The organism is Raoultella sp. T31 (genome assembly GCF_002806725.1).
Classification (GTDB): Bacteria; Pseudomonadota; Gammaproteobacteria; order Enterobacterales; family Enterobacteriaceae; genus Klebsiella; species Klebsiella electrica.
On the sequence record NZ_PIBO01000012.1, the window covers coordinates 12,977 to 37,632 of the forward strand.

Genomic DNA, 24,656 nt, shown 5'->3' on the forward strand with positions numbered 1-24,656 from the left:
GATCGATTCCGCATCGCCCTGCGCCGCCAACGTCTGCTGAGATGCCGTCAATGAGGAAGGCGATGTTTCTGATAACATCATAATAATCAGTTAATTATCGTCAGATAACCGGGTCAATGGCGGGCTGAGATTGCTTTTCCAGCTCACGTACCAGAGGGATCACTTCCCTTCCGAAAAACTCGACCTCCTCCTGGAAATGCAGGAAAGCCAGCAGCAGCAAATTGACGCCAGAATGTTTGAGCGCAATGATGCGCTCTGCGATCTGCTGTGGCGTGCCAATCAGGTTAGTTTTAAAGCCGTCGTTGTATTGCACCAAATCGTCAAAGGTGGATTTGGCCCAGTTGCCCTCACCCTCCGGCGATGCGCTGCCGGCGTTTTTCACTTCATGCTGGAACCCTTTCACCGCCTCCGGATTGGCGTTATCAATAATTTCCCGCAGCACCGCCTGCGCCTCTTTTTCGCTTTCACGCGCAATAACGAAGCCATTAACCCCGATCTTCACCTGATGCTGGTTTTGTGCCGCCTTACGCTGGATGTCATCCACCTGTGCTTTGATGCCTTCAGGCGTGTTACCGTTGGTGAAATACCAGTCTGAAACACGTGCGGCCATATCCCGCGCGGCACGCGAACTGCCGCCCTGGAAAATTTCCGGCAGCGCCTCCAGCGGCTTGGGCTTGAGGGAATAATCGCGAAAGCGATAGAAATCGCCGGCAAAGGTAAAGCTGTCTTCCCGCCAGATGCCCTGCAGACAACGGATGAACTCTTCTGAGCGCAGGTAGCGCTCTTCGTGGTCAAGCCAGGGTTCGCCGATGGCTTTAAACTCTCCGCGGAACCAACCGCTGACGATATTAACCGCGATGCGCGGGCCGTACAGGTGACTGATAGTAGCAATTTGTTTTGCCGCCAGGGTGGGATTCCAGGGGCCGGGAAGCAAAGCGGCGATCACTTTCAACTTTTCCGTCGATGCCAGCAGCGCCTGGGAAAAAGAGACCGACTCATGCTGGTTGTCGGCCCCATAGCCGGCCGTAAAACGGATCTGCGTAAGCGCATAGTCAAAACCGGCGCGTTCGGCAATTTGCGCCAGTTTACGGTTGTAATCGATATCCCAACTGGTGCGCTGCGGAATATTACTGATCACTAATCCGCCCGACACGTTCGGTACCCAATAGGCGAACTGCAGCGGACGATTAGCTGGCTCTGAAATGGACATAGGACGCTCCCGTCTTTTATTGATGCATTCTCATATCCGCCATACAGCAGGTGCAGGCGAGTTGCTTTAGCCGCGAATTATCATTTTTCTATATAACTTTTCCTGCTTTATAAAAATAAAAAGACAATTGTTGGTTATAACGGTATTAGCAGAATCTATGCCAAAACAGACTGTGAGATAATTTCTTTAGAATCTGAATGTTATAAAAAATCGAGGGACGTTCCTGCTGCATTTGCAACATACTTAGTTACCCATATGTTGCAAATACAACTGATATACACCTGGCTGGAAGATAAATTTTATCCCGATGCTAGCCTGGCCGAAAGAAGGTCTGTTGCGAAGCGGCGTGAGAACGGCAGATCTTGCACATCCGCTGCCGTCTCGTTTGACACAGTATATTTTCACGACGCGAATTATTCTCACTTACAGTGGGGAAAAATCTTATTCGTCGACATTATACCCGCGCAGCCAGAAATCAACCCAAAACCAAAAAAATATTATAAATCAATTAATTACAACAACATCACATCAAATCATAAGCATAATAAACAGCAATATAATATGTGCGTTTTGTCATAGAATTCGCTTTTTAACAGAAAAACAGATTGATAATTCGCGTCGCGAAAAATAAGGTATCCATGCTTTCTACATGGTTTATCCCGTTTGTTGTTGTCTCATTTTTTACTTTTTCGCGGCCTTCGTTCCGCATTTTTAAACGTCAAGAGGATGTTCACATGCCTACCGTTACAGGAAAACGTCGTCCCCCGCCGCTGGCCATTGACGGGCCAGGCTGGGCGGTTTTTCCGCAGACCAACGCAGAAGGTTTGTCTGCCGACTCCAGTATGAACGAGCAAGGCCGCGCCGATAATCATTAAGGAAAATGACATGAAATCATTAAAAACAGGCCTGTTGGCAACCGCAATTGCTGGGTTAATGAGCAGCGGCACGGCCCTTGCCAGCCAGCAAACCGTCGACCAAATCAGTCAACTCAAGTTTAACTATACCATCGTGGATAACCACGCGGCGCTGCAGGGCGTTGACTGCGCCAGGCTGGGTGCGGACTGGGCGTCCTGTAACAAGGCCACCATCAGGCTGACCAATGATGGCGAGGCGATTACGGGTAAAGACTGGGCGATTTACTTCTCCAGTATTCGCCGGATTCTGAGCGTGGATAATGCCCAGTTTAAGGTTACGCATATCATCGGCGACCTGCACAAACTGGAGCCGACTGATAAATTTACCGCATTCCCGGCGGGGCAAGCGGTGGATATCCCGATTATTAATGAATACTGGCAGCTGTTCATGAGCGATGTGATCCCGCGCTGGTACGTCACGGCCGCCGATGCGCAGCCCAAAGTGATAGCCAGCACCGATACGGAAGATCTCAATCAGATTGTCACGCCCATTAGCGGTGATTTGTGGAAAAGCACGCCAGCCGACAACAATGTCCTGATGACCGCCGAAGTCCGCTTTGAGAAAAACAGCGATGTGAAATTGCTGAATGCAGCGTCTCTACGCGGCCAGATTGTGCCAACGCCGCGGGTGGTTAACGTGCATAGCCGGGATGTTGATCTGAGCCACGGGGTTAAGCTGGATCTTTCTGCGCTGCCGCAGCCGTCAGCAGAGGCGATTACTGCGCGCTTCGCCCTGCTGGGGCTGAAAACCGATCAAGGTTACCCGGTACGTAGCGAGATTTCTGTGGCCTCTTTCCAGGGTCAGGACGCGGTACCGGGAGCTTATACCCTTAAGATTGACGAAAAAGGGGCGCAGGTAACAGGTTACGATCGGACCGGGGTATTCTACGGCCTTCAGTCCATTCTTTCGCTGCTCCCGGCAGAGGGGCCGATGAAGATAGCCGCTCTGGAAGCCAGAGATGCGCCGCGTTTCCAGTATCGCGGTTTATTTATCGACGTTGCGCGTAATTTTCACAGTAAAGCGGCTATTTTGCGGGCACTGGATCAGATGGCTGCGCTGAAGCTGAATAAATTCCATCTTCATCTGAGCGACGATGAAGGCTGGCGTATTGAGATCCCCGGCCTGCCTGAACTGACGGAAGTCGGAGGAAAGCGCTGCCATGATTTGACGGAAAAAACCTGCCTGCTGCCGCAACTGGGGTCAGGCCCGGATAGCAGCACGCACGGTAGCGGTTGGTTCAGTCGTGCGGATTACATTGAGATACTTAAGTATGCCAAAGCACGACAGATTGATGTCATCCCGGAAATTGATATGCCCGCGCATGCCCGGGCGGCAACGATATCGATGGAAGCGCGCTACGACCGTCTGATGAAAGAAGGTCAGGAGAAAGCAGCGAATGAATTCCGTCTGCTCGATCCTGACGATACTTCTGTCACCACCGGGGTTCAGTTCTACGATCGCACCGGTTACCTGAATCCGTGCCTGCCATCGTCTCTTCGTTTTGTCGATAAGGTGATTGGCGAAATCCAGAAAATGCACCAAGAAGCGGGACTGCCGCTGACGACCTGGCATTTTGGTGGCGATGAAGCGAAAAATATTTATCTGGGCGCCGGATACACCGATAAAAACAATCCGCAGGAAGGTAAAGGGCAGATTGACCAGCACAAACAGGATAAACCGTGGGCAAGGTCGCCGGTGTGCCAGGCAATGCTGAAAGACGGCAAAGTAGCCGATATTGAACATCTGCCGAGCTGGTTCGCCGTGGAGGTCAGCCAACTGGTCAACCAGCATGGTATTGAGAAGATGCAGGCCTGGCAGGATGGGCTGAAGCACGCTCAGGGCGCGGCCGATTTTGCCACCAAAAAAACGGTGGTCAATTTCTGGGACACGCTGTTCTGGGGCGGTGCGGCGTCGGTTAATGACTGGGCGAACAAAGGTTACGAAGTGGTCATTTCCAACCCGGATTATGTCTATCTGGATCACCCTTACGAAGTGAATCCTCAGGAGCCAGGCTTCTACTGGGCAACGCGCTTTAGCGATGAGCGTAAGATCTTCGGATTCACCCCAGATAACCTGCCACAGAATGCGGAAACGTCACTCGATCGTGACGGTAACCCGTTTGAAGGCAGGGCAGATACAAACTGGCCGGGAGCGTATGGCCTGTCGGCTCAGATATGGAGCGAAATCGTCCGTACCGACGAAGAAATGGAGTATCGCCTCTTCCCGCGGCTGTTCTCCGTTGCCGAACGCGCATGGCATCAGGCGCCATGGGAGCAGGATTACCAGAAAGGGAAAACCTATAAAGCGGGCGTGACGCATCATGTTGATGTGAAAGCGCAGAACAAAGACTGGACTCGCTTCGCGAATATCCTGGGCCACCGGGAGCTGGCCAAGATGGAAAAAGCCAGCATAGCGTTTCGTCTTCCGGTACCGGGGGCGAAAATCACCCAAGGCAAACTGGAAGCGAACACCAGTTTCCCAGGGATGGTTATTGAGTACTCCACCGATGGCGGCAACAGCTGGCAACGTTATGATGACAATGCGCGGCCACAGGTGCAGGGCAAAGTGAACGTACGTACCGTCAGCGCCGATGGTAAACGCTTTAGCCGTATCGATACCGTCATGTAACGGGTTAATAACCGGTGAGGATACTCACCGGTTTCTTATGGCCTGCGGGTAATCGATACATAAATTCCATAAAGCCTCAACATCCGCTCAAGACCCAATAAACGAATGACATCGGTCCATCAGGCGATATATTTTGCCACTGATAAAATAGTCCCCCCCCCCCCCGCTAAAGCCCGTTTAATACGCGATCAGCTAACGACTAGCTTTTATCCTGCACAATAAATTCACCTCCCGCACAAAATAAAAACCCGACCTCTCCCATATCATCCCCCTGAACTATTAAGCATCTGCTGCATCGTTAATCTTTGCCGTAACTTCAACAGCCAACGAAAACCGGTGAATGCCGGGCGATATGACCTTATCATTTGTGAAGCCAGCTGCGGAGCGCCCAGGATAAGATTTTTTCACATTTTCAAATGTGCACTTCATGTTTCATCAGATTAAATCACTACACAATTTCGGCCCTCAACACCAAGATACTCCGGCAAACTAGAAAGCGCTGTGCGTTTATTTTAGTTGCACTGATGTTGCAATTTAAACCGACTGTTGTTTTATGCGTTAACCCTTAGCATACGTATAAAACGAAGCGTTAATTCCAACATTAAATTTAAAGGAAGAAATTACACTCACCAACCTAATACATGTAGGTTGATTATTTTTCTAAAGGATATTTTGCAATGAAAAAAAGTTTGATGTTGATCCCTGTTACTGCGATGTCTCTCCTGATTAGTGCACACGTATCTGCTGCTCCTAATACAGTGACTTTCCTCGGAGAAGTCACCTCTCAAACCTGTACCGTGGCAATTAACGGCAACACAGTTAGCCCGGTCGTTCTGCTGGCTGCCGTTAATAGCTCTGAGCTTACTACTGCGGGTAGCGTTGCGAAACCGACCACTTTCGATATCAGCGTAAGCGGTTGTACTGCTAACCCTGCGGCAGCAACGACGATTTCCAGCCGCTTCGCGGGTAACAGCATCACTGCTGGCGGTAACCTGGGCAACGTAGCAACCGGGACGACTGCGGCAACGAATGCTGACATCCAGATTCTGGATACCGCTGCAGCACCTATCAACTTTACCACTCCCTTCACCGCATCAGGCGATCTGACTCTGCCGATCGGCGCAACCAATGCTTCGGCAACCTACACCGCGCAGTACGTCAGCGAAGCCGGCGCCGCCACCCCAGGCGCAGTGCAGGCCTCCATGCAGTACGCCGTTAGCTACAACTAATCAGGCGTTAAATCAGGGATTCAATATCTCTTAATCGATATTTAGATAAATTAAGACCAGGGATGGTCTTAATTTATTCTTTCCGGGTTGTCAGAAAATAATTTCCAACAGGTGGCTGATATGTCTCGCTTACAATGGCGTAGCATTTTCTTATTTATATTATCCCTCTATTTTTGTCAGTCAGCATTTGCCAGTGTGGTCATGACCGGCTCGCGGGTAATTTATCCCTCTGACGCCAAGTCCGTTGATCTAAAACTTAGAAATGATGATGATTTTCCTTATGTGATTCAGGCCTGGTTCGACAGCGGAGATCCCTCCTCTACGCCTGAAACAGGAAAGGCGCCCTTTATTGTCACACCGCCAACGTTTCGCATAGCGGCAAAAGAGGGGCAAGTATTACGCGTTTTCTTTACGCCAGATAAACCGTTGCCGCAGGACCGGGAGTCTGTTTTCTATTTCAACTTCCTGCAGGTCCCTCCGGCAAACATCGGCGGTGATAAAGGCAACAAAATCGTTTTGATGTTGAAAAACAGAATGAAAGTGTTTTATCGGCCAGCGGGTTTAAAAACCAACCCGAAAATGATTTTCGACTATCTGACGGTCAGCAACATATCAGCAAATAGCATCCGGGTTACTAATACGTCCCCCTACTACATCTCATTAAGCAAGGTTAGCGTCAACGGTGTTAACGCAAAGTATAAACCACCGATGATTGAGCCTTTTGCTGCAGTAGACATTGCGCTTAATGCCGGAAAGGTGACTGACCGGAGTGCTAAGGGAATAGAGATCGGTCTGGTTAATGATTATGGAGCAACGGTAAGCCATGTATATCCAATTCAAAAATAAGGAAGTTTATTTTCGTCTTGCATTAATAACCTGCATGATTAAAGCCTCTCTGTTTTCGCATTCGGCCTTTGCGGAAGAGTATCGTTTTGACAACAATTTACTCGCTGGTTCAGGGTTTGCTAAAGGTATCAGCCTGGAAAAATTCAACGATACTGAGGTTATCATTGCGCCGGGGCAGCAGAATTTAGACTTGGTACTCAATGGTATTAAAATCAAAAGCCAGGTCCCGGTTAAATTCCAGAAGGTCAATCCGACCGACAAAAGCGCGCAGCTGTGCCTTGATGCTGAGCTAATCAAACTGTTACAGCTAAAAATCCAGCCCGCCTCCCTTCCCAATGTCCAGTGTTTAACTTTAGCGGATATTACCCGGCAGGGAAGCTGGCGGATTAAGCCGTCAACGCTGTCGGTGGAATTTTCCATCCCACAAATTATGCTCAACCGACAGCCTCGCGACTATATCCCGGTTGCCGAATGGGATGCCGGGGCGCCGCTGCTATTTTTACGCCATAACACCAGCTACACCCGTAATATTCTGCGTAACATTAACTACAGCTATCTGTGGAGTATGATCAACGCCGGCGCAAATATGGGGATGTGGCAATTACGTCACCAGGCTAATCTGCGTTACATGCAGAGCAGCATTGCCGGCAGTGCCTATAAATGGAACTCGGTGAGAACCTGGGTACAGCGCCCGCTGCCCGCCATTTCCAGCGAGCTGATGGTCGGTGATACCTATACCGACAGCGCCATGTTTGGCTCTATCGCTTTTAATGGCGTCAAGCTGTATACCGATCAAAGCATGTGGCCACAGGGTAAACTGGGCTACGCGCCCGAGGTCCGTGGCGTGGCAAATACCAATGCCCGGGTTTTGATCCGCCAGGCGGGCAATATTATTTACGAAACGCAGGTTCCCCCAGGCCCCTTTCTGATCGACGACCTCTACAACACGCGCAGTCAGGGCGATATAGAGGTGCAGATCATTGAAGCCGATGGAAAATCGTCCTTCTTCGTTGTGCCTTACGCCGCCGTACCGGGCTCCATGCGTCCGGGCAATATGAGCTATCAGTTTGCCGCAGGTAAAGTCAGGAATTATTACTCCGTACAGAATGCCTTCACCGAAGGCGTATTGCAGTACGGGGTGAATAACCGTTTTACCGCCAACACCGGCGCGCGATTTGCTAACAATTATCAGGCATTGCTCGCCGGCGGCGTTTTCGCCTCTGAACTCGGTGCCTTATCGCTCAATACAACCTGGTCACATGCACAGGTGGAAAATAATCAGTCCAAAAGCGGCTGGCGAGCCGAGGCGTCATACAGCAAAACCTTCCCGAGCAACACCAATATAGTGCTGGCAGCTTACCGCTATTCCACCGCCGGGTACCGCGATCTCCAGGATGTTCTGGGCGTGCGGCGCCAGCAACAGCACGGTGATAATTATTACTCCGACACGCTTAAGCAACGTAACCGCTTCACCGCGACGTTAAGCCAGAACATGGACGACTACGGTACTCTCTCGCTCAGCGGCAGCAGCACCGACTATTACAACAACCGTTCGCGCATCACCGAGCTACAGCTGTCCTACAACAACATGTGGAAAAAACTCAGCTACAACATCAACGTCGGCAGGCAGCGTTCCAGCTGGAGTAACACAAATTATATCCACAGCGTCAATGACGCTGAATATGATTCCAGTCGTTATCAGAAATATACCGAGAACGTCATTTCCATCGGTTTTTCCATTCCGCTTGACTGGCGTGACTCTCGCTCGAACGTGTCGTTCGACATGACGAAGAACAAAAATACCCGAACGGCGATGACAACGCTTTCCGGTTCCGCAGGTGAAGAAAATGATTTCACCTATTCCTTGTACGCCAATCATGACAAGTACACCGAACTGGAACAGGGCCGAAGCCATACCATGCGCTGGGGCGTGAATGTGCAGGAGCGTACCCGCTCAGGAACAATGCGCGCCTCCTATGCTCACAGCGGTAAAGATCACCAGCTGGGGCTGGGAACCGCAGGTACCCTGGCGCTGCACAGCGGTGGCGTAACCTACGGTCCGTATGCCAGCGATACCTTTGCTCTGGTTGAAGCCAAAGGCGCCAGCGGCGCGCGAATTAACAATGCGCAGGGAGCCAGAATTGATGTCTTCGGCTATGGGATTGCGCCTTCTCTGGCGCCGTACCGCTACAACACCATCAGCATTGACGGTAATTCCCTGGACCAGAACGTCGAGCTGGAAGGCGGAAACGTACGCGTGGTCCCGGTGCGGGGTGCGGTGCCGAAAGTGGCATTCAATACTCTTGGCGGTACCCCTGCCCTGATCGCGGTCATGATGCCCGATGGCTCTCCGGTACCGATGGGCGCGGAGGTTCAGGACCGGGATGGGAAAAACCTCGGAATGGCCGGCCAGAATGGACAGGTCTACGCGCGCCTGCCTGATGCCTCCGGAACCTTATTTATTCGCTGGGACAACAAGCAAACCTGCCGCGTCAATTACCAGATGCCCGCGCGGAATCAAGCATCAGGCAATAACTTCATCCATTTAAATGGCATCTGCGTACAGTGAGATAACACATGAAATTTCCAGTCATTCAGTTAAAACACGGCCTGATTGCCATAGCCATGATGACCAGTGCTCCTTGGGCCCATGCAGTGTGTTACAAAGTTACGGGTATAGGTACATTAACTCAGCATATCCCCCAGGAAGTCGCCAATATGGGCTTCACTGCATCGCCCTGGGGGGGCGCATTTAATTCCGCCGCAGCACGGATTCAGTTTGGGGTGATCTCCATAGGAACCGGTACTATATCATTGGCACCACCCGGCACAGTATTGGCCAGCGCAAACCTGAATTTTATTGATTCCGCCTTGAGTACCCCCTACGCAGCCAACCAGATTGTATTCAAGTGTGCTGTAGAGGATGCGGACTCACTCTATGAAATGTACGCCCTACAGGGCGATTCCACTTTTTATGGCGAATATGCGGTTAATGATGTGGAGGATGGTTATGCCACGCCAGCAGCAAATATCGCCTATCGAATCACTAATACGAAAACCGGACAGCGTTACATCAATACCTGGCGAGAACGGAAGCTAGACAGCACTGATTATATTACCATGGGATCCTATATCTATATTCCAGCCTCTATGTTTGGCAATGCGATTTTTGAACTGATTAAAACCAATGATAATGGCTCTGGTGCAATAGCCTCACGTAATGCATTTAATAGTATTGCATCCCCACAGGGTTTCGTGGCGCTAAAAGGACCAGGAATGAATACCAATTTGGTGGTATCAGCAGCAGCAAAAGCAGCACCACCTTCCCCTCTCAACACATCTGCAGTATGGAGCATGAAAAATGGTAGTACCACGGTGATATATGGCAACACCTGTAAAGTCAAAGATTTTGACCAGACTGTGAAGCTGCCCCCTATAAGCGTGTCAGAACTCAGCTCCGGTAATACCAGCACCAATACTTTTAATGTCTCGCTGGAATGCGACGATGGTGCGCTCTCAGGGACAGATACGAACTTCGCTAAACCACCTGTCGCTATGGGTTTTCTGGTCACCCAGGCAAGCGCGCTTAGCTATGCACAATCGTTAGGCCTTAAGAATAGTTCCGGAGGCATCAGCCATTTGCTGGACGATAACTATGGTGTCAGCGGCGTCGCTTCTGGCGTCGGTATCAGGATTTATTCTTTAAGCGGGTCCGGCCCTCATTCCGTTCTGAATCTACTGTCCAGTAATGGGACTACGGGAACAGGTAACGCGGCCGGTTGGTATGGCTTTACCACTCTGCTTGACGACGTATCAGGCACGACTAGTAGCGGAGGGAAAACATATGGAGGGGCGTTCCTGGCCTCACTTGAGCATCTCCCGGGGCAATCGATAACAGCAGGGTCAGTCAGTGCGCAAGCTCAAATATTTGTCAGCCTTCAGTAGGTTTTTACAGACCACTGCGCTGCTGCTGAGTGCCAGTTATGCAGCAGCCGTGGTCAACAGCACGCAAAGCCGTCTGGTATTTAATGAAGATAGCGTTGCGGAGACGCTGGTGCTGGTAAATTCACACAGGGCACCGGCATTGGTTCAGGTCTGGATCGATGACAACGATCCTCTCGCTCTGCCGGAGAATATCAGCACCCCGTTGGTTGTGGTCCCGCCTGTCTTTAAGCTGGGGCCAGGAGAATCTCGCAACCTACGGGTCATGCTGTCCTCCCGCCAGGGACTACCAACCGATCGCGAACGTGTCTACTGGCTGAATATCTATCAATTTCCACCTAATACGGAATCTGATGGTGCAAAGGTTAATAAAGTTATATTGCCTCTGCGTATCCGCTTAAAGGTATTTGTTCGCCCACACGGGCTAAAAGCCCCAGAGGAAGAGCTCGGTAAGTCTCTTACATTTACTTTTAAAAATGACGGAAAACAAAACCAGACGATGACGATTACTAACCCAACCCCCTACAATATAACATTGGGGGGGCTTAGCCTGGGAGGTAACCCTTTGATACCAAAAATGATTGTACCTAAATCATCCATTGATATTGCGGTCCCACCGTCCAGTAACCGCCGACAGTTAAGCTGGTCAGTGATTGACGATTTCGGCGCCCAAAAAACGTACCAGCGACAATTATAAATATGCAAGCGTTCACCTCCGGTTGCTGACTCATATGACCGGAGGTAATCGCATATCCTGTAAACCGTTATTAAACCCAACATACCTGAAGCGACTGAAGAAAAGATCATGTTTACGACACTTAACATCGCATACTTTCATAAATATCATATGCTTTATGATTTAATTGCCTCATTTATTCAACGAGAAATGAAAGTCCATCACTTGCAGTTGCACCACCACCCTGATCCAGTATCGCTTTTAAACGCAATTAAAGGAAAAAGTATTGATCTGGTGATTATTAATTCAGCAAGTATTTTCGACGGTTTCTTTCGCGAAACGGAGATCAGAAAAATGCTTTCAGCTCTCTCGAAGAACAAACATATTACTACAATTTTTTTTGCTCAAAATTTGAAGCCGATGTTCCTGAAGAAAATATCGGAAACGGGAGTGAGTATTATGCTCAGTGCCCATGACTCACCGCATGAACTGATTGCCGCACTGATGAACAAACTCAAACTTGCCAGGCCCGAACCTTACATTTCATCCACCCTCGAGACGCAGTTACAACAGGTGAATGATGAACTGACAGCCAAAGAGTGGGAAGTCCTCAACCTGATAAATCAGGGATATTCTCTTTCAGAAATAGCATCCAAAAAATGCCGGGCAATGAGCACGGTCTCAACTCAGAAACATAAGGCGATGAATAAACTTAATCTCACTAATGAAAATGAGTTATTGCGTTTTTTACAACAAAACGCGTTTTTCAATTATTAATTATTCGGAACATCATGTTTAAAAAAATATTCATTGCGCTTGTCGGGGGATTGTTTTTTTCAGGTGATGTCTGCGCACTCTCTCTCCAGCAATCGCTTATTGCGGCCAATAACTATAATGCTGAAATTAATGCTGCGCGGAGCTTACATGACGCAGATGGTCAGAAAAAATATCAAGGATTCTCCGGGCTATTGCCAGTGGTCACGCTCAACGGCACCTGGAATAAAACGGATCAGCCAGATGCCACCTATTCCGCAGGGGTCACCCGCCATAATTACAGCCTTAATATCACGCAACCACTTTTTGATGTCGCCAAATACGCCACATGGCGCAAAAGCCTGGTTATTAGCGATCTGGCAGATGTTAACTATCTGATCGCCCAGCAACAGCTAATCAAAGATGTCATCACCGCATGGTATGAGGTCCTGTATCAGCGCAGCGTGCTGGAAACCAGTCTGAAAGCTCAGACTGCCTTTGATGCCCAGTTAAAACACTCTCAACAGGCGCTTAAACTGGGTGATGGCACACATATTGATGAAGCAGAAGCACAGGCTAACTATGATAAATCCACCGCTGATGTACTGTCCGCAGAAAACGATCTGCATGATGCCAACACGTTATTTCAACAATTAACCGGGCTGGATGCACAAAATATACCCGGACAAGACATGGACTGCCTCCGGTTCAGAGGCTCGCTCAATCCTGAACAACTTAAACAAATGGCCGCAACGAAGAATCTCGATGTCCTGGCGGCAATACAGGCCATAAACAGCAGTAAAGTCGATATCGTCGCTGCGACCGCTAACCACTTACCTGTCATCACTTTCCAGGCTGGCTACGGTAAAAACTGGAGCCGCGCAGAGAATAGTAATGCTCTCGATGACCTATTCGGAAGTACGGCGAAAACCGACAACACAACGTTCGGTGTCAATATTTCCATTCCGTTGTTTACCGGGGGCAACCATATTTCACAAAGCCTCGAAGCGGCCTACCGGTTTGAACAGAGCAAAGATTTATTAACCGATGCGCGCCGTAAAGCCGAACAGCAAACTATTCAGGCGGCGTTGGGGTTAAAAAACAGCGAGGCACGGATTAAAGCTTATCAACGCACCGTCAGCTCTTCGGCAAAACGCCTCTCATCAACGCGCTACGGGAGGGAAGTCGGGCAGCGCACGCTGATCGATGTCTTCAATGCGGAGAAGGAATATTATCAGTCTATTCAGTACCTTGCGCAAGCTCACAATAAATGGATCCAGTCAGTCATCCAGCTAACCGCCGCAACAGGCACTCTCGATTATGAAACCGTAAAAATCTTTAGCTGTGGCTCAGCGTGAACGGAAAATAACTCATGAATAACGATTTGTTTCGCAAAGAATCTCTTGATGCCAAAAAAACTAAAATACTGGGTTCTGTTGCTTTGTATTGCCCGCCTTTTCGCTGGCTTATCATCGTGATAATCAGCACGCTGGTCGCCATGATGATCGCGTTTTGTATTTTAGGCAGCTATACAAAACGCGAAACCGCCAGCGGAGTGCTGGTTCCCGAAGGCGGTATGATGAACATCACGACGATGACCTCAGGTATGGTCACCGCTCTTCCCGTCAGCGAAGGCGACAGTTTAAAAAAAGACGACCACGTCGCCACTGTTTCGTCAGAAATATCCACCCGATTTGGTCAGACACGTGAAATGATCGCTAGTCAACTTGAACTACAGAAACAGGGTCTCAACAATCAATTGGTTAACCTGGAACAGCTAAATAACGAGACGTTGACGTCGCTTAAAGAAAAAGAAATTCTGCTGCAGCAGCAAACCATTGAACTGAACACAATCTACCGCCAGAGAACGCAGCAAATTGCACTCGCGAATACACAGCTTAGCAAAATCAAAGCAATGCGTGCACAGGGTTACGCTTCGAATTCTCAGGTGGAACAACAGCAGAATCTCTCGTTAGATGCCAGCATTCGCTTGCAGGATGTCGTCCGCCAGCGCATCGATGTCGCGCAGCAACTGGCTCAAACTCGCCAGCTGCTGCGCGAGCAGCCGATTACCTATTATCAGAAAAAGAATGACATCCAGCAGAAACTTTCAGATATCACACAATCAGTGATGGAGAATGAATCACGACGTGCGATTGACTTGCGGGCCCCTGAAAAAGGTACCGTTAGCGCTGTGTTGGTCAAACAGGGACAAATCATCAGTTCCGGCCAAACTATCGCCCTTCTCCTGCCGGACAATGCCCGTTTACAGGCGAGAATTATGCTCAGTAGCCGGGCGATTGGCTTTATCACCCCCGGTCAACGGGTCGTTTTACGCTACCAGGCTTTCCCGTGGCAAAAGTTTGGTCAGCAATATGGCACGGTAACGGAGATATCTAGATCGGCACTTTCGCCGCAAGAAGTATCGAGCATCACAGGTGATAACCAATTTAAGGAGCCCATGTATCAGGTTAAGGTGACCCTCGATCACCAGTCCGTCCGAGCGTTTGACCGGCAGGTCAGCCTGAGAGCGGGTAGCAGCGTGGACGCCGACTTCATCGTGGACAAGCGGCATATCTACGAATGGGTTCTTGAGCCACTGAATGCCCTTAGCAAACAAACTTCATTATAAATTCAAAATGTTAATCAGGTTGAGCATGGACTTTTTACATAAACTAAATTTGTCGTTTCGCCATAAGTTGCCCGTACTGCGCCAGACCCAGGCAGCAGAATGCGGCCTTACCTGTCTCGGGATGATTGCCGGATATTTTGGTCACCATACTGATATGGTCAGCCTGAGACAACGCTTTCCAACCTCTCTGAAAGGCAGCACGCTTTCCGATATTATGTCAGTGGCGCAAAAAATGGGGATGAACTGCCGCGCCGTTCGGCTTGAGCTCGACGAACTGGGAAAACTACGTCCACCCTGTATATTGCACTGGGATCTGAATCATTTTGTGGTACTAAAAAGTGTCAGAGGTAACCAGATCATCATCCATGACCCCGCCCGTGGCGCACGTAAAGTGCCAATGGATGAAGTCTCACACTCCTTCACCGGTGTAGCGCTGGAGTTATTCCCGACCGCAACATTTGAACACAAAGATGAGAAACAAACGATCTCAATGCTGGGATTAATCCGTAATGTATCGGGTATCGGTACAGCCTTCGTCCAGGTCGCCCTTCTTTCGCTAGCGCTGGAGTTTTTCGGCATTGTTTCGCCATTTTATATGCAATGGGTTATCGACCAGGTGTTAATTTCCGCTGATCGCGATCTCTTGACACTACTCGGTGTGGCTTTTATTAGTATTACGCTTTTCCAGAACATTATCAGTGCTCTACGTTCCTGGGTCTCCACCTGGTTTTCCAGCATGCTCAGCGTGCAATGGTCCAGCAATCTCTGCACACATTTGCTGGGTCTACCTCTGAATTACTTTGAAGAGCGCCATGTCGGAGATATTCTGTCACGCTTCGGTTCAATGTCGGCAATTCAGAGCACTCTGACGGGCCGCTTTATCTCCTCTATTTTCGACGGTGTAATGTCTCTGGTTACTCTGGCAGTGATTTTCACTTACAACTCCAGCCTGACCTTTGCTGTCATCAGCCTGTTCCTGTTCTACGCGCTGATCCGTTGGGTTTCATTCCGCCCTTTTCGTCAAGCTAATGAAGACCAGTTAATGGCTTCAGCCATTGCACAGTCACAACTTCTCGAATCCATTCGCGGCGTCCAGGCGATAAAACTCAATAACAAGCAGGAATTGCGAGTTTCCACTTTTACTAACGAAACTGTAGAGTCCACGAATAAAGGCATCATCACGCAGAAACTATCTATTGGTTTTAATACATTACAATCCATCATTTCTGGAGCAGGAAAAATCATTCTGATCTGGTTGGCTGCCGTCCAGGTACTAGATGGTAACTTCACCAGCGGGATGTTAATTGCTTTTATCTCTTTTTCGGATCAGTTTATATCCCGTTCTTCAGGTTTCATTAACGCCTTGATTGAATTCAAAATGTTACGCTTACACGGTGAACGCATCTCAGATATTGTGCTGACTGAAAAAGAACAAAATATGGTAAGCCACGTGGCGTTGCCAGAAGAAGATGGGCCAATAAAGCTTGACATTCGCGACTTATATTTCCGGTATTCAGCTACAGATACCGCGATTTTTACCGGCTTCGATCTATCCATTCAGGCAGGTGAATCCGTAGCCATTATCGGCCCATCTGGCCAGGGAAAAACGACCCTGGCGAAGATTTTGTTGGGATTGCTTAAACCTGAAAAAGGCACGCTTTATGTCAATGATATCGATCACATCAAACTCGGTATGGTCCATTATCGCGATCTGATTGGCAGCGTGATGCAAAGCGATATTCTGTTCGCCGGTTCCATCATGGATAACATCAGTTTCTTTGATGCGGACCTTGACCAACGACATGTAGAAAAAGTAGCTCGTATCGCCCAGATCCATGAAGACATTATAGCAATGCCAATGGGTTACAACAGTATGGTCGGTGACATGGGGTCATCACTTTCTGGCGGACAAATCCAGCGCGTCATTCTGGCGCGGGCTCTGTACCGCAAACCGCGTCTACTCATCCTTGATGAAGCCACCAGCCATCTGGATGTAGCCAAAGAAAGTGCGATTAACGTAGCGATCAAACATATGGCAATGACGCGTATCATAATCGCCCATCGGCCGGAGACCATTTTAAGCGCTGACAGAATCATCCAGATATGCAACCACGGAGTCGTGGAGGTCTCTAGATCCGACTTTATCAGGCTGGTCAACACGTCACAACCATTACTCGGGGCAGTCTAAGCCTCAATTCTACACTCAATCAGGAGAAATCATGAATAACCGCTTAACCTGCCTGGAAGGCACACTTGATTTTGAAGAGGAAATCCATACGCAGTCTATCAATATCATCGCCTTTCGCCAGGGACAGGTGATTAATATTAATCGCGATAAACTATTACCTGGACAAACTTTTTCAGCACATATGTCATTGCAGTTAGATAAAGCGCAAAAGATTTTTAATCAGTTCAGCTTTGTTAAAATGGATGAGTTTAGAGGAGATGCTTTTTTTGCCGAAACCATACAAATCATTTTCACGTTTAACGCTGGTAATAATAAGAAAGTATGGCAGGTCACGTTTGCTACTTGTTCTAATGGTGGCGAAATCATGAACTTCACATCAGTTTATCCTGACGAAGAGAGCATGCACAGCGAAATAAGTAGGCTCTGGCATTGCGTACAGCACTTTGTGTTATCGACAAAAAAGCAGAACTGAAGAAATTTTAATTTTACTCCTTTTTGTTGGTTAATAGACAATTATCCAGAAAGGTAAAAATAGAAGTATTTCTATATACTTCACGATATCTAAAATGCAAAATTAACACCTCGGAAAGCATTGAGGTTTTCCTGCTTATCCGAGGATCATGGTCATTTTCACAAACTATTGTAAATGTATTAATTAAAGACAAAGGAAAAATAAATGCGTGAATTAAGCGTAATGGAAGTTGAAGCTGTTTCCGGGGCCGGTTTTTGGGACGCTATCTCCAGCTCTCTTTTAGCTGCAGCCGGTTTCGGGTCTGCTGGAGCAATCATTGGCGGCATGCACGGTGGTGATGGCGGCGGTATCCTGGGGGTTGGCACAATCGGTCAGGGTGTGGGGATGGTTGCCGGCGGTCTGATGGGTGTTGCCGCTGGTCTGGTAGGCGGGTTTATCGTTGGCTGGAATGATCCAAACGTCGTGACCAGTCTGGTGACTCAATTAGCCAGCCAGATTAGTAATAATCTGTTCTCTTAATAAGTCACATACTACCTCCTCTGAACTGCACCCCAAAAGTTGGCTACCCATCGAGTAAGGGTGCAGTTTCCTTCCCCCGCTGGAGTTATCCCCGCTAAAACCGACACGGTTAATTTATAACTCGCAGCGAACTTCTGTACTCTCTCGGGAACGACATTCTCAGCCCTTTACAGGGATGCAAGTTATTATATCTTCCATCCATTCCGTCAGCCATCCCATTGCTCTCCGGACTGCGTACTGGCGTCGAACACACGATGAACCCGAGTGAGGCGGCGTATTTCGGAGCCATCTCAGCACCAGCGCGTATCTGGCTTAAGTGTCACGACGTTGCCGGTATGACAGGACTCTGGTTTTTTGCGGCCTGATTTTGCCAGCAACAGGTTATTTGCCTGCATGATCCGATAAATGCGTTTGGGGTTAACCCGTCAGTTTTATTTCCTCAAAGCACGATTGAAGTGCGCAGTCACGAGACGACAGCCGTTTGTCGCCCGCTCGCAGAGGATAAATGGCACCAGTCGAACGCTATCATCTTTGCTATAGCGTGCAGCCCGGTGCTGGCGCTTCTCTAGCAACCGTTCATAAAGATTCGAACGCGATACACAGAGCACTTCGGCTATTCGGATGAGGGGGTATCGTCCGGTGGCAGCAATGGCATGCACGATATCAACTTTTTGCCTGTGCTATCTCAAGCGCGTCCCGAAGGATTTTGGCTTCCATCGTTTTGCGTCCCGGCATTTGTTCAAGCTGTTTGATTTTTTTCTCCAGCGCTTTGGCCTCAGAGACGCTGGCCACCTCGTCGCCAGCGGCGATCGCAGACTTCCCACCATCGTTCATGAGCCGTTTCCACGTAAAAGAAGACTGGGTATGATGCCATATTGCCGAGACGTTGTAGCCGGACTGCATGGCGGGCGCAACAAAACGGACTTTCTCTTCGGGAGTATAACGACGGCACTTTTGCTCGCCAGTGATCACTTCCATTCTTTACACAGGACATCCTAAAACTATTCAATTCACAATATGGCCCCTGCGAAATTAATTTTTAAACAGAATGATAAACAAACACCTGCAATCGAAGAAGAATATCTATTGTATAAAAGCCAGTTCACTCGTCATTCTTACATCATTATTCTTTTAGTTATAAACCACATTATTACAAATATATGTTGGAAGAGTTGAAACCATAAACAGATAGTTTTTATTTTTTTGTTTCTCAATTCGTATATGCATCTCCTTCCCAGGAAAAACAAAAAAATCAGGCTCATATTTACTCAACCAGTCATCACTAACATTGTCATCCGGAAATTTATTATTACTTTGCGAATTTAAAAAATAGACACCACCATGAATTTTCGTTGTAAACGATACTTTTCTGTTAAACTTTTTACCCGGTTCTGTTCGTGAGCGACCATTAATGCTAGCCATACCAAAGCCACCATCAAACATAAACCCCAGAGAAATCTCGATAGTTTCACTGGAATAATGTTGAGAAAAACTGGCTATACAAGAGAATTTTCCCGGCGTATCTTTACTCCATAACAGGTAAATAATAACTGTGATAGCAGCGGTTGCAAAAAAAAGTAAAAGTACTTTCAGCTTATGGCTCAATTTCACTTATTGATCCTCAAAAAAATAATCAGAAATACAGCTATTTGGTTCGTTCATCTGCCTGTCACAGCGAATAACGAAGGTTCTCGGCAGCATAGGAAAACGGGTAACATATACCCATGGATAATTTGTGCAGTTATCCAGGAACTGGCTGGCTCTTCTGAGAGCGATAGAACGCTCTTTATCAGTGGTGATGCCGTCCGAGAGATAGATGTGACAACCCTCGATGGTTCTCAGGAAATCGTAGTGAGAAAAGTACTGGTTTTGCCCTTCAGCATAACGACTCACCGCGATATATCCTGCCAGAAGAAGAATAATCGACAGCAGTGCGCCAACTATTATGCCTGGCAACCGGCGACGACATTCTGTTTTTCTCTCTGTGTCCTGCCGTTCCGGGAGGAGTACCTCTTCTTTATGGGTTATCAGCGCGTCGACATCATCCTCAGATGACGGCGGAGGTTGCGTTTTAAGTTTCTTATCCAGTTGAGTCTCAGCAAAAGAGAGACTGTGAGAAGGCATAGGGCTGGTTTCAACCTGCTGTTCAGAGGTTAATTTTTTAATATATACACCGCTGGCCAGTGTTAACCCCACTCGCGAAATCGTCACAACCAGCTCTTCATCAAGGCCCGTTTTTTTAAGGCCTTTACGCAGAATAGAAATATTTTGATAAAATGTATTAGTAGATACCTGCATACCACATTTTGTCCAGACAATATCCAGAAACTCTTGCTGGGTGACGATACTGCCAATCCTTTCAATAAGCAGCAATAAACACCGACTGGCCGGTGAATTTAAGATAATAACATTGTCATGATTATTAAGATCGCGCAACGTACTGGTTGCCGGATGAAACTCAACGGTTCCATTTATTATGTAACGGTTATGCATACGTTTACGTCAAAGCTCCGGGTAAAATTCAGGAATTGCAATAATCCGTTACGTACAACAATCCCGTCAGAGATTATTTTATTGTTCAGATAACGGATTACAGGACATCCTGATACAACATGACTCACGATGAACAGATGAAAACAATACCACTAACACTAATACAGTTATCATTAATACAAATTGCTATGCATTTACCCTGCGCTGTCATCTGACAAGCAAAAAATCACAGTGCAATACGCAATTACACTTCATCTGTCATTTGGCAAATAAAAAAACACAACAGATATTTCTCTTAATAAATATTAAAACAATCTCAGTATAATCACACCATCAACAGGCGGACTAACTGTTTTTAACCGACGGATACTCGATATTTGATAGGTAAAACAAATCATCAAGAATATAGTTATTGTTGTTATATTTCATATGGCAATTAATAGAATTATTAATTCAGATTTCATTAAGATAATTTTATAAATAATCATCATTAAGGTGATTGATTTTCATGCTTACTTTTACATGCATTGATCCAGATCAATGACCTGGCCATTACAGAACAAAACAAACCAATCAGGATTTTTTATCTTTCCTGAAAGCACCGCCCGCCGCTCTCACACGAAAGCGCCTCCCCATTCCTGAAAAAAATCGGGATATAAGGCGTCTGCCATCATGATTCCTCCCGGCGAAATAAGAATATTCCCTGCTTTGAAAGGGTATGCTGGCGAAGTCAGGTTTTGCTTGTATTTTTACTGCGATGGGTTTTGCTGCCGGTTTTCGTTTCGCTCACCGTTCAGCCCGTTAGCGACAGAGACGATACCGGACAGAGGAACCCTGTTTAAGAAGCCCACTTAAGGAAACTTAAGCGGGCTTCTTGCTCTTCTGCTTTGATCTCACATCAATGGGTGACAGCCGCGCGACGCTAGCTGCCGATATGGCCTGGCGTTCCGGCCTCGCTGATATTGACCGGCATTCCGGAGCGTCGTTCAAGGGCCTGTTCCGCCCGAAGCACATTGACGCCCGTTCCTTTTACAAACTCCTGCATGCCGGTGGTCATGGGTAACGGTACTTTTCTGTCAGATTCGTATTCTGCACGGTTACGCGACAGCGGCTCATGCACTTCAACCCAGCGGCTACCGTCCGGCTCTTCGGTAAACTTCACCGGCTGATCGATAATCTGCACGCGGGTGCCAACCGGGACATTGTCGAACAGATATTTGATATCGTCATTACGCAAGCGAATGCACCCCTGACTGACGCGCAGCCCGATACCAAAATTGGTATTGGTGCCATGAATCGCGTACAGCCTGCCGATATAAATCGCGTACAGTCCCATCGGATTATCCGGCCCGGCCGGAACAAACGCCGGCAGACTCTCGCCTCTGCGGGCATATTCACGCCGCGTATTGGCCGTTGGCGTCCAGGTCGGCGCTTCCTGCTTACGTTCTACGGCCGTGACCCAGTTGCGCGGCGTTTCACGCCCCGCCTGGCCGATGCCAATCGGCAAAACTTCAACGCTATTGCCTTCCGGCGGGTAGTAATAGAGGCGCATTTCCGCCACGTTGACCACAATGCCTTCGCGAACCGTGGCAGGCAAAATCAGCTGCTGCGGGATAACCAGCGTGCTGCCCGACCTCGGAAGAAAGACGTCAACGCCGGGGTTCGCTTCCAGCATGTTGCTCAGCCCCTGCCCGTATTGCGCCGCAAAGGTCTCCAGCGGTTGCGTATTGTTATGCGGTACGGTAATCAGCTGCGGGCTTCCCACCAGGCGGCTTCCTTCCGGCGGCAGCGGATAACTGACAGCCAGCGCACTCTGGCTTGAGAGAATAATGAAAAGAGAGCACAACCATTTCACACGCCGCACCATTTATTTCCCTTCCTCAGTCGCGACAATCGTGAGTGCATTATAGCGTTTTTCTCACCGCCTCGTGGCAGCGGAGCGCAGTTCCTTTATCCGCCACCGCGATAATATGTTAGATCTGATAATCAATCGCCACTTCTTCCGGTTCCATGGCCTGGCGTTTAATCTCATCCAGCGACAGTCCGGCATTGCACAACTCGATAAACCGCCAGACATAATTGCGCTGCAACTGCCCGCGTTTTAGCCCTAGCCAGACGGTATTGGCATCGAAAAGGTGCCGGGTTTCGAGGCGGGTAAAGGTGTCTGATTCCCGGGCATCGCCCGATTGCTCCGCCACCAGCCCGACGCCAAGCCCGAGCTCAACATAGGTTTTAATGACATCGGAGTCCTGTGCGCTAAGGACAATATCCGGCATCAGCCCTTTACGATTAAAGGCTTCATCAATACGCGAGCGTCCGGTGATGCCCTGTCGATAGGTAATCAATGGCCAGCGAGAAATGGCTTCCAGGGTTAAAGGGGTAGTTTGTACCAGCGGGTGGTCTTTCGGCACCAGCAGGCTGTGATGCCAGCGAAACCAGGGAAAGGCCACCAGCGTCGGATCGTTACTCAGGCGTTCACTGGCGATACCGATATCCGCGCCACCGTTATGCAACAGCGCTTCAATCTCCTGGGGGGTTCCCTGAATCAGCTCCAGCCGCACATCGGAAAAGAGCTCGCGGAAAGCTTTGATTACCGGCGGCAGACTATAGCGCGCCTGGGTATGAGTCGTCGCAATCGTGAGCACGCCGGACGCATCGTTGGTAAACAAGTCGGCCAGACGGCGGACATTGCTGGCTTCATTGAGGATACGTTCCGCAATGGATAAGAGCGCTTTTCCCGGCTCCGTCATCCCCAGCAGGCGCTTACCGCGGCGGATGAAGATCTCGATCCCCAGCTCTTCTTCCAGTTCACGAATATGACGACTCACGCCCGATTGCGATGTGTAAAGCATATTTGCGACTTCCGTCAGGTTGTAATCCTGACGGGCCGCCTCACGAATAATTTTTAGTTGCTGGAAATTCACCCTTTCCTCCGGGCTATCAGACATAACATATGCACTATTGTTAAAGTCTGTTGTCCTTACTAACAAATAATAAAAACCAGCAACTTATTTCTTTCAGGAATATAGATTAACTCACCAGCAACAATTCACGATTTTCCAGCGATGGACGACTCACCAGCGAAAGTAAAATCTCTTTCACCGCCTGCGCCTGCGGCGACAGGCTGCCTTTCGCCGACATGTTCAGAGATAAAGACAGGCTCATCGAAGGCGTACTGATCCGCGCCATCCAGCCGTTGGCCGCCCCGCACAGCGAACGCGCGGCGGATTCTGGCAGTACGGTGACGCCCATTCCGCTGGCGATCGCCGCAGTTAGCGTCGTAATGGATTCTATTTCGCCGATAATCTTCGCCGATAAACGACGCAGCGTGAAAGCTTCCGTCACGCGCGCACGGACTGCGCTGTAATCACGCGGCAGGAACAGGTTCATCTCCGCCACCGCGGTCAGATCGACGCTCTGGCCTGGGCAATCGCGGGTTCCGACCAGATAAAGATCTTCTTTCAGCAGAGGCTGGCTGATGATACCAGCGACCGGCGAGCGCTCGTAAAGCACGGCCATATCCAGCTGGCCGCTGAGCAGTTTATCGTTAAGGACTGTTCCGCTACTTTCCTGCAGGTAGACCATCACTTCAGGTAGCTCATTGCGCACCGTCTGCAGCAGCGGCATGGTAATGGCAGAAGCCGCGGTCCCCGGCGCAAGGCCAATCGAGACCTGGCCGCTGAGCGTATGACCCACGTTATTTACCGCCAGTTGCGCCTGCTCGCACTGGCGCAGGATGGTGCGCGCATGGGTATAGAGTATCTTCCCGGCTTCGGTCGGCGTCACGCCGCGCTTTGTCCGAATCAGCAGCTGCTGGTCCAGTTCGCCTTCCAGGGTCGCCACCTGCTGGCTCAGCGCCGGTTGTGCGATGTGCAAGACTTCAGCAGCCTGGGTCAGACTGCCGATATCGACGATTTTTACAAAATACTTCAGTCGTCTTAAGTTCATTTTGCCTCCTGTAAGGAAAGCCAGTACCAACGCTGGCTATTGAGTTACAGAGGTTTTGCAATTTGCTTGCCAGTTTTTTCGCATCAGTGCAAAGGCCGCGCCAGGCGGCGTGATAAGCGATTCTGATAGCAATGGAGGATTTATTTGCCCGGTAAGCGGATTACGCTATGCCCCATTAGAGGTATACCCGCACCATAACGGTGCG

At 48.9% G+C, this 24,656-nt stretch carries 19 protein-coding genes and 1 pseudogene; 13 read left to right on the forward strand and 7 right to left on the reverse strand.

What is annotated here, in order from left to right; genetic code table 11:
- Positions 1-100: 100 nt before the first annotated feature.
- Positions 101-1,210: a dimethylsulfone monooxygenase SfnG gene (sfnG, locus tag CWM52_RS10805; protein WP_100684111.1), complete on the reverse strand. Its 1,110-nt coding sequence runs from the start codon at positions 1,208-1,210 to the stop codon at positions 101-103.
- 734 nt (positions 1,211-1,944) lie between these two features.
- Here sfnG and CWM52_RS26325 point away from each other — a divergent pair.
- The 13 genes from CWM52_RS26325 (at position 1,945) to CWM52_RS10865 (ending at position 18,010) form a co-directional block, all read left to right on the forward strand.
- Positions 1,945-2,085, forward strand: coding sequence for a hypothetical protein (locus CWM52_RS26325; RefSeq protein WP_165785376.1), 141 nt, complete (start codon positions 1,945-1,947; stop codon positions 2,083-2,085).
- A gap of 10 nt (positions 2,086-2,095) precedes the next feature.
- Entirely contained in the window at positions 2,096-4,753 is a 2,658-nt protein-coding gene (locus tag CWM52_RS10810; RefSeq protein WP_100684112.1) for a beta-N-acetylhexosaminidase, read from the forward strand.
- Between the two features lie 677 nt (positions 4,754-5,430).
- Positions 5,431-5,982, forward strand: coding sequence for a fimbrial protein (locus CWM52_RS10815; protein WP_100684113.1), 552 nt, complete (start codon positions 5,431-5,433; stop codon positions 5,980-5,982).
- 120 nt (positions 5,983-6,102) lie between these two features.
- The gene (locus CWM52_RS10820; RefSeq protein WP_100684114.1) at positions 6,103-6,828 is read left to right on the forward strand and encodes a fimbria/pilus periplasmic chaperone; all 726 of its coding nucleotides are present in this window, start codon (positions 6,103-6,105) and stop codon (positions 6,826-6,828) included.
- Positions 6,829-6,862: 34 nt separating this feature from the next.
- Positions 6,863-9,397 (forward strand): fimbrial outer membrane usher protein, encoded by a 2,535-nt coding sequence (locus CWM52_RS10825; protein WP_227521283.1) that lies wholly within the window; start codon positions 6,863-6,865, stop codon positions 9,395-9,397.
- An 8-nt stretch (positions 9,398-9,405) separates the two neighbouring features.
- Positions 9,406-10,773 (forward strand): fimbrial usher protein StbD, encoded by a 1,368-nt coding sequence (gene stbD, locus CWM52_RS10830; RefSeq protein ID WP_100684116.1) that lies wholly within the window; start codon positions 9,406-9,408, stop codon positions 10,771-10,773.
- On the forward strand, positions 10,739-11,467 hold the full coding sequence (locus tag CWM52_RS10835; protein ID WP_227521284.1) for a fimbria/pilus periplasmic chaperone: 729 nt from the start codon (positions 10,739-10,741) through the stop codon (positions 11,465-11,467). Before stbD ends, CWM52_RS10835 begins: the two co-directional genes overlap by 35 nt.
- 108 nt (positions 11,468-11,575) lie before the next feature.
- Positions 11,576-12,223 (forward strand): helix-turn-helix transcriptional regulator, encoded by a 648-nt coding sequence (locus CWM52_RS10840; protein ID WP_100684117.1) that lies wholly within the window; start codon positions 11,576-11,578, stop codon positions 12,221-12,223.
- A gap of 14 nt (positions 12,224-12,237) precedes the next feature.
- Positions 12,238-13,557 carry a TolC family outer membrane protein gene (locus tag CWM52_RS10845; protein WP_100684118.1) on the forward strand — a complete coding sequence of 440 codons (1,320 nt, stop codon included), beginning with the start codon at positions 12,238-12,240 and terminating at the stop codon, positions 13,555-13,557.
- 14 nt (positions 13,558-13,571) lie between these two features.
- A complete protein-coding gene (locus CWM52_RS10850; RefSeq protein ID WP_100684119.1) occupies positions 13,572-14,831 on the forward strand; it encodes an HlyD family secretion protein in 1,260 nt (419 codons plus the stop codon).
- A gap of 25 nt (positions 14,832-14,856) precedes the next feature.
- A complete protein-coding gene (locus CWM52_RS10855; RefSeq protein WP_100684186.1) occupies positions 14,857-17,019 on the forward strand; it encodes a peptidase domain-containing ABC transporter in 2,163 nt (720 codons plus the stop codon).
- A gap of 31 nt (positions 17,020-17,050) precedes the next feature.
- The gene (locus CWM52_RS10860; protein ID WP_100684120.1) at positions 17,051-17,491 is read left to right on the forward strand and encodes a DcrB-related protein; all 441 of its coding nucleotides are present in this window, start codon (positions 17,051-17,053) and stop codon (positions 17,489-17,491) included.
- A gap of 204 nt (positions 17,492-17,695) precedes the next feature.
- Positions 17,696-18,010 carry a colicin V synthesis protein gene (locus CWM52_RS10865; protein ID WP_100684121.1) on the forward strand — a complete coding sequence of 105 codons (315 nt, stop codon included), beginning with the start codon at positions 17,696-17,698 and terminating at the stop codon, positions 18,008-18,010.
- A 109-nt stretch (positions 18,011-18,119) separates the two neighbouring features.
- Here CWM52_RS10865 and CWM52_RS10870 read toward each other — a convergent pair.
- From CWM52_RS10870 to nac, 6 genes and pseudogenes are all read right to left on the reverse strand, one after another.
- Positions 18,120-18,988, reverse strand: a pseudogene (locus CWM52_RS10870) (hypothetical protein).
- A gap of 153 nt (positions 18,989-19,141) precedes the next feature.
- Positions 19,142-19,621: a hypothetical protein gene (locus CWM52_RS10875; RefSeq protein ID WP_100684122.1), complete on the reverse strand. Its 480-nt coding sequence runs from the start codon at positions 19,619-19,621 to the stop codon at positions 19,142-19,144.
- Positions 19,622-20,503 (reverse strand): winged helix-turn-helix domain-containing protein, encoded by an 882-nt coding sequence (locus tag CWM52_RS10880; protein ID WP_100684123.1) that lies wholly within the window; start codon positions 20,501-20,503, stop codon positions 19,622-19,624.
- A 922-nt stretch (positions 20,504-21,425) separates the two neighbouring features.
- On the reverse strand, positions 21,426-22,367 hold the full coding sequence (gene ldtA, locus CWM52_RS10885; protein ID WP_165785378.1) for a L,D-transpeptidase: 942 nt from the start codon (positions 22,365-22,367) through the stop codon (positions 21,426-21,428).
- A 109-nt stretch (positions 22,368-22,476) separates the two neighbouring features.
- A complete protein-coding gene (gene cbl, locus CWM52_RS10890) occupies positions 22,477-23,427 on the reverse strand; it encodes an HTH-type transcriptional regulator Cbl (RefSeq protein WP_100684125.1) in 951 nt (316 codons plus the stop codon).
- A 106-nt stretch (positions 23,428-23,533) separates the two neighbouring features.
- Entirely contained in the window at positions 23,534-24,451 is a 918-nt protein-coding gene (nac, locus tag CWM52_RS10895) for a nitrogen assimilation transcriptional regulator NAC (protein WP_100684126.1), read from the reverse strand.
- Positions 24,452-24,656 lie beyond the last annotated feature (205 nt).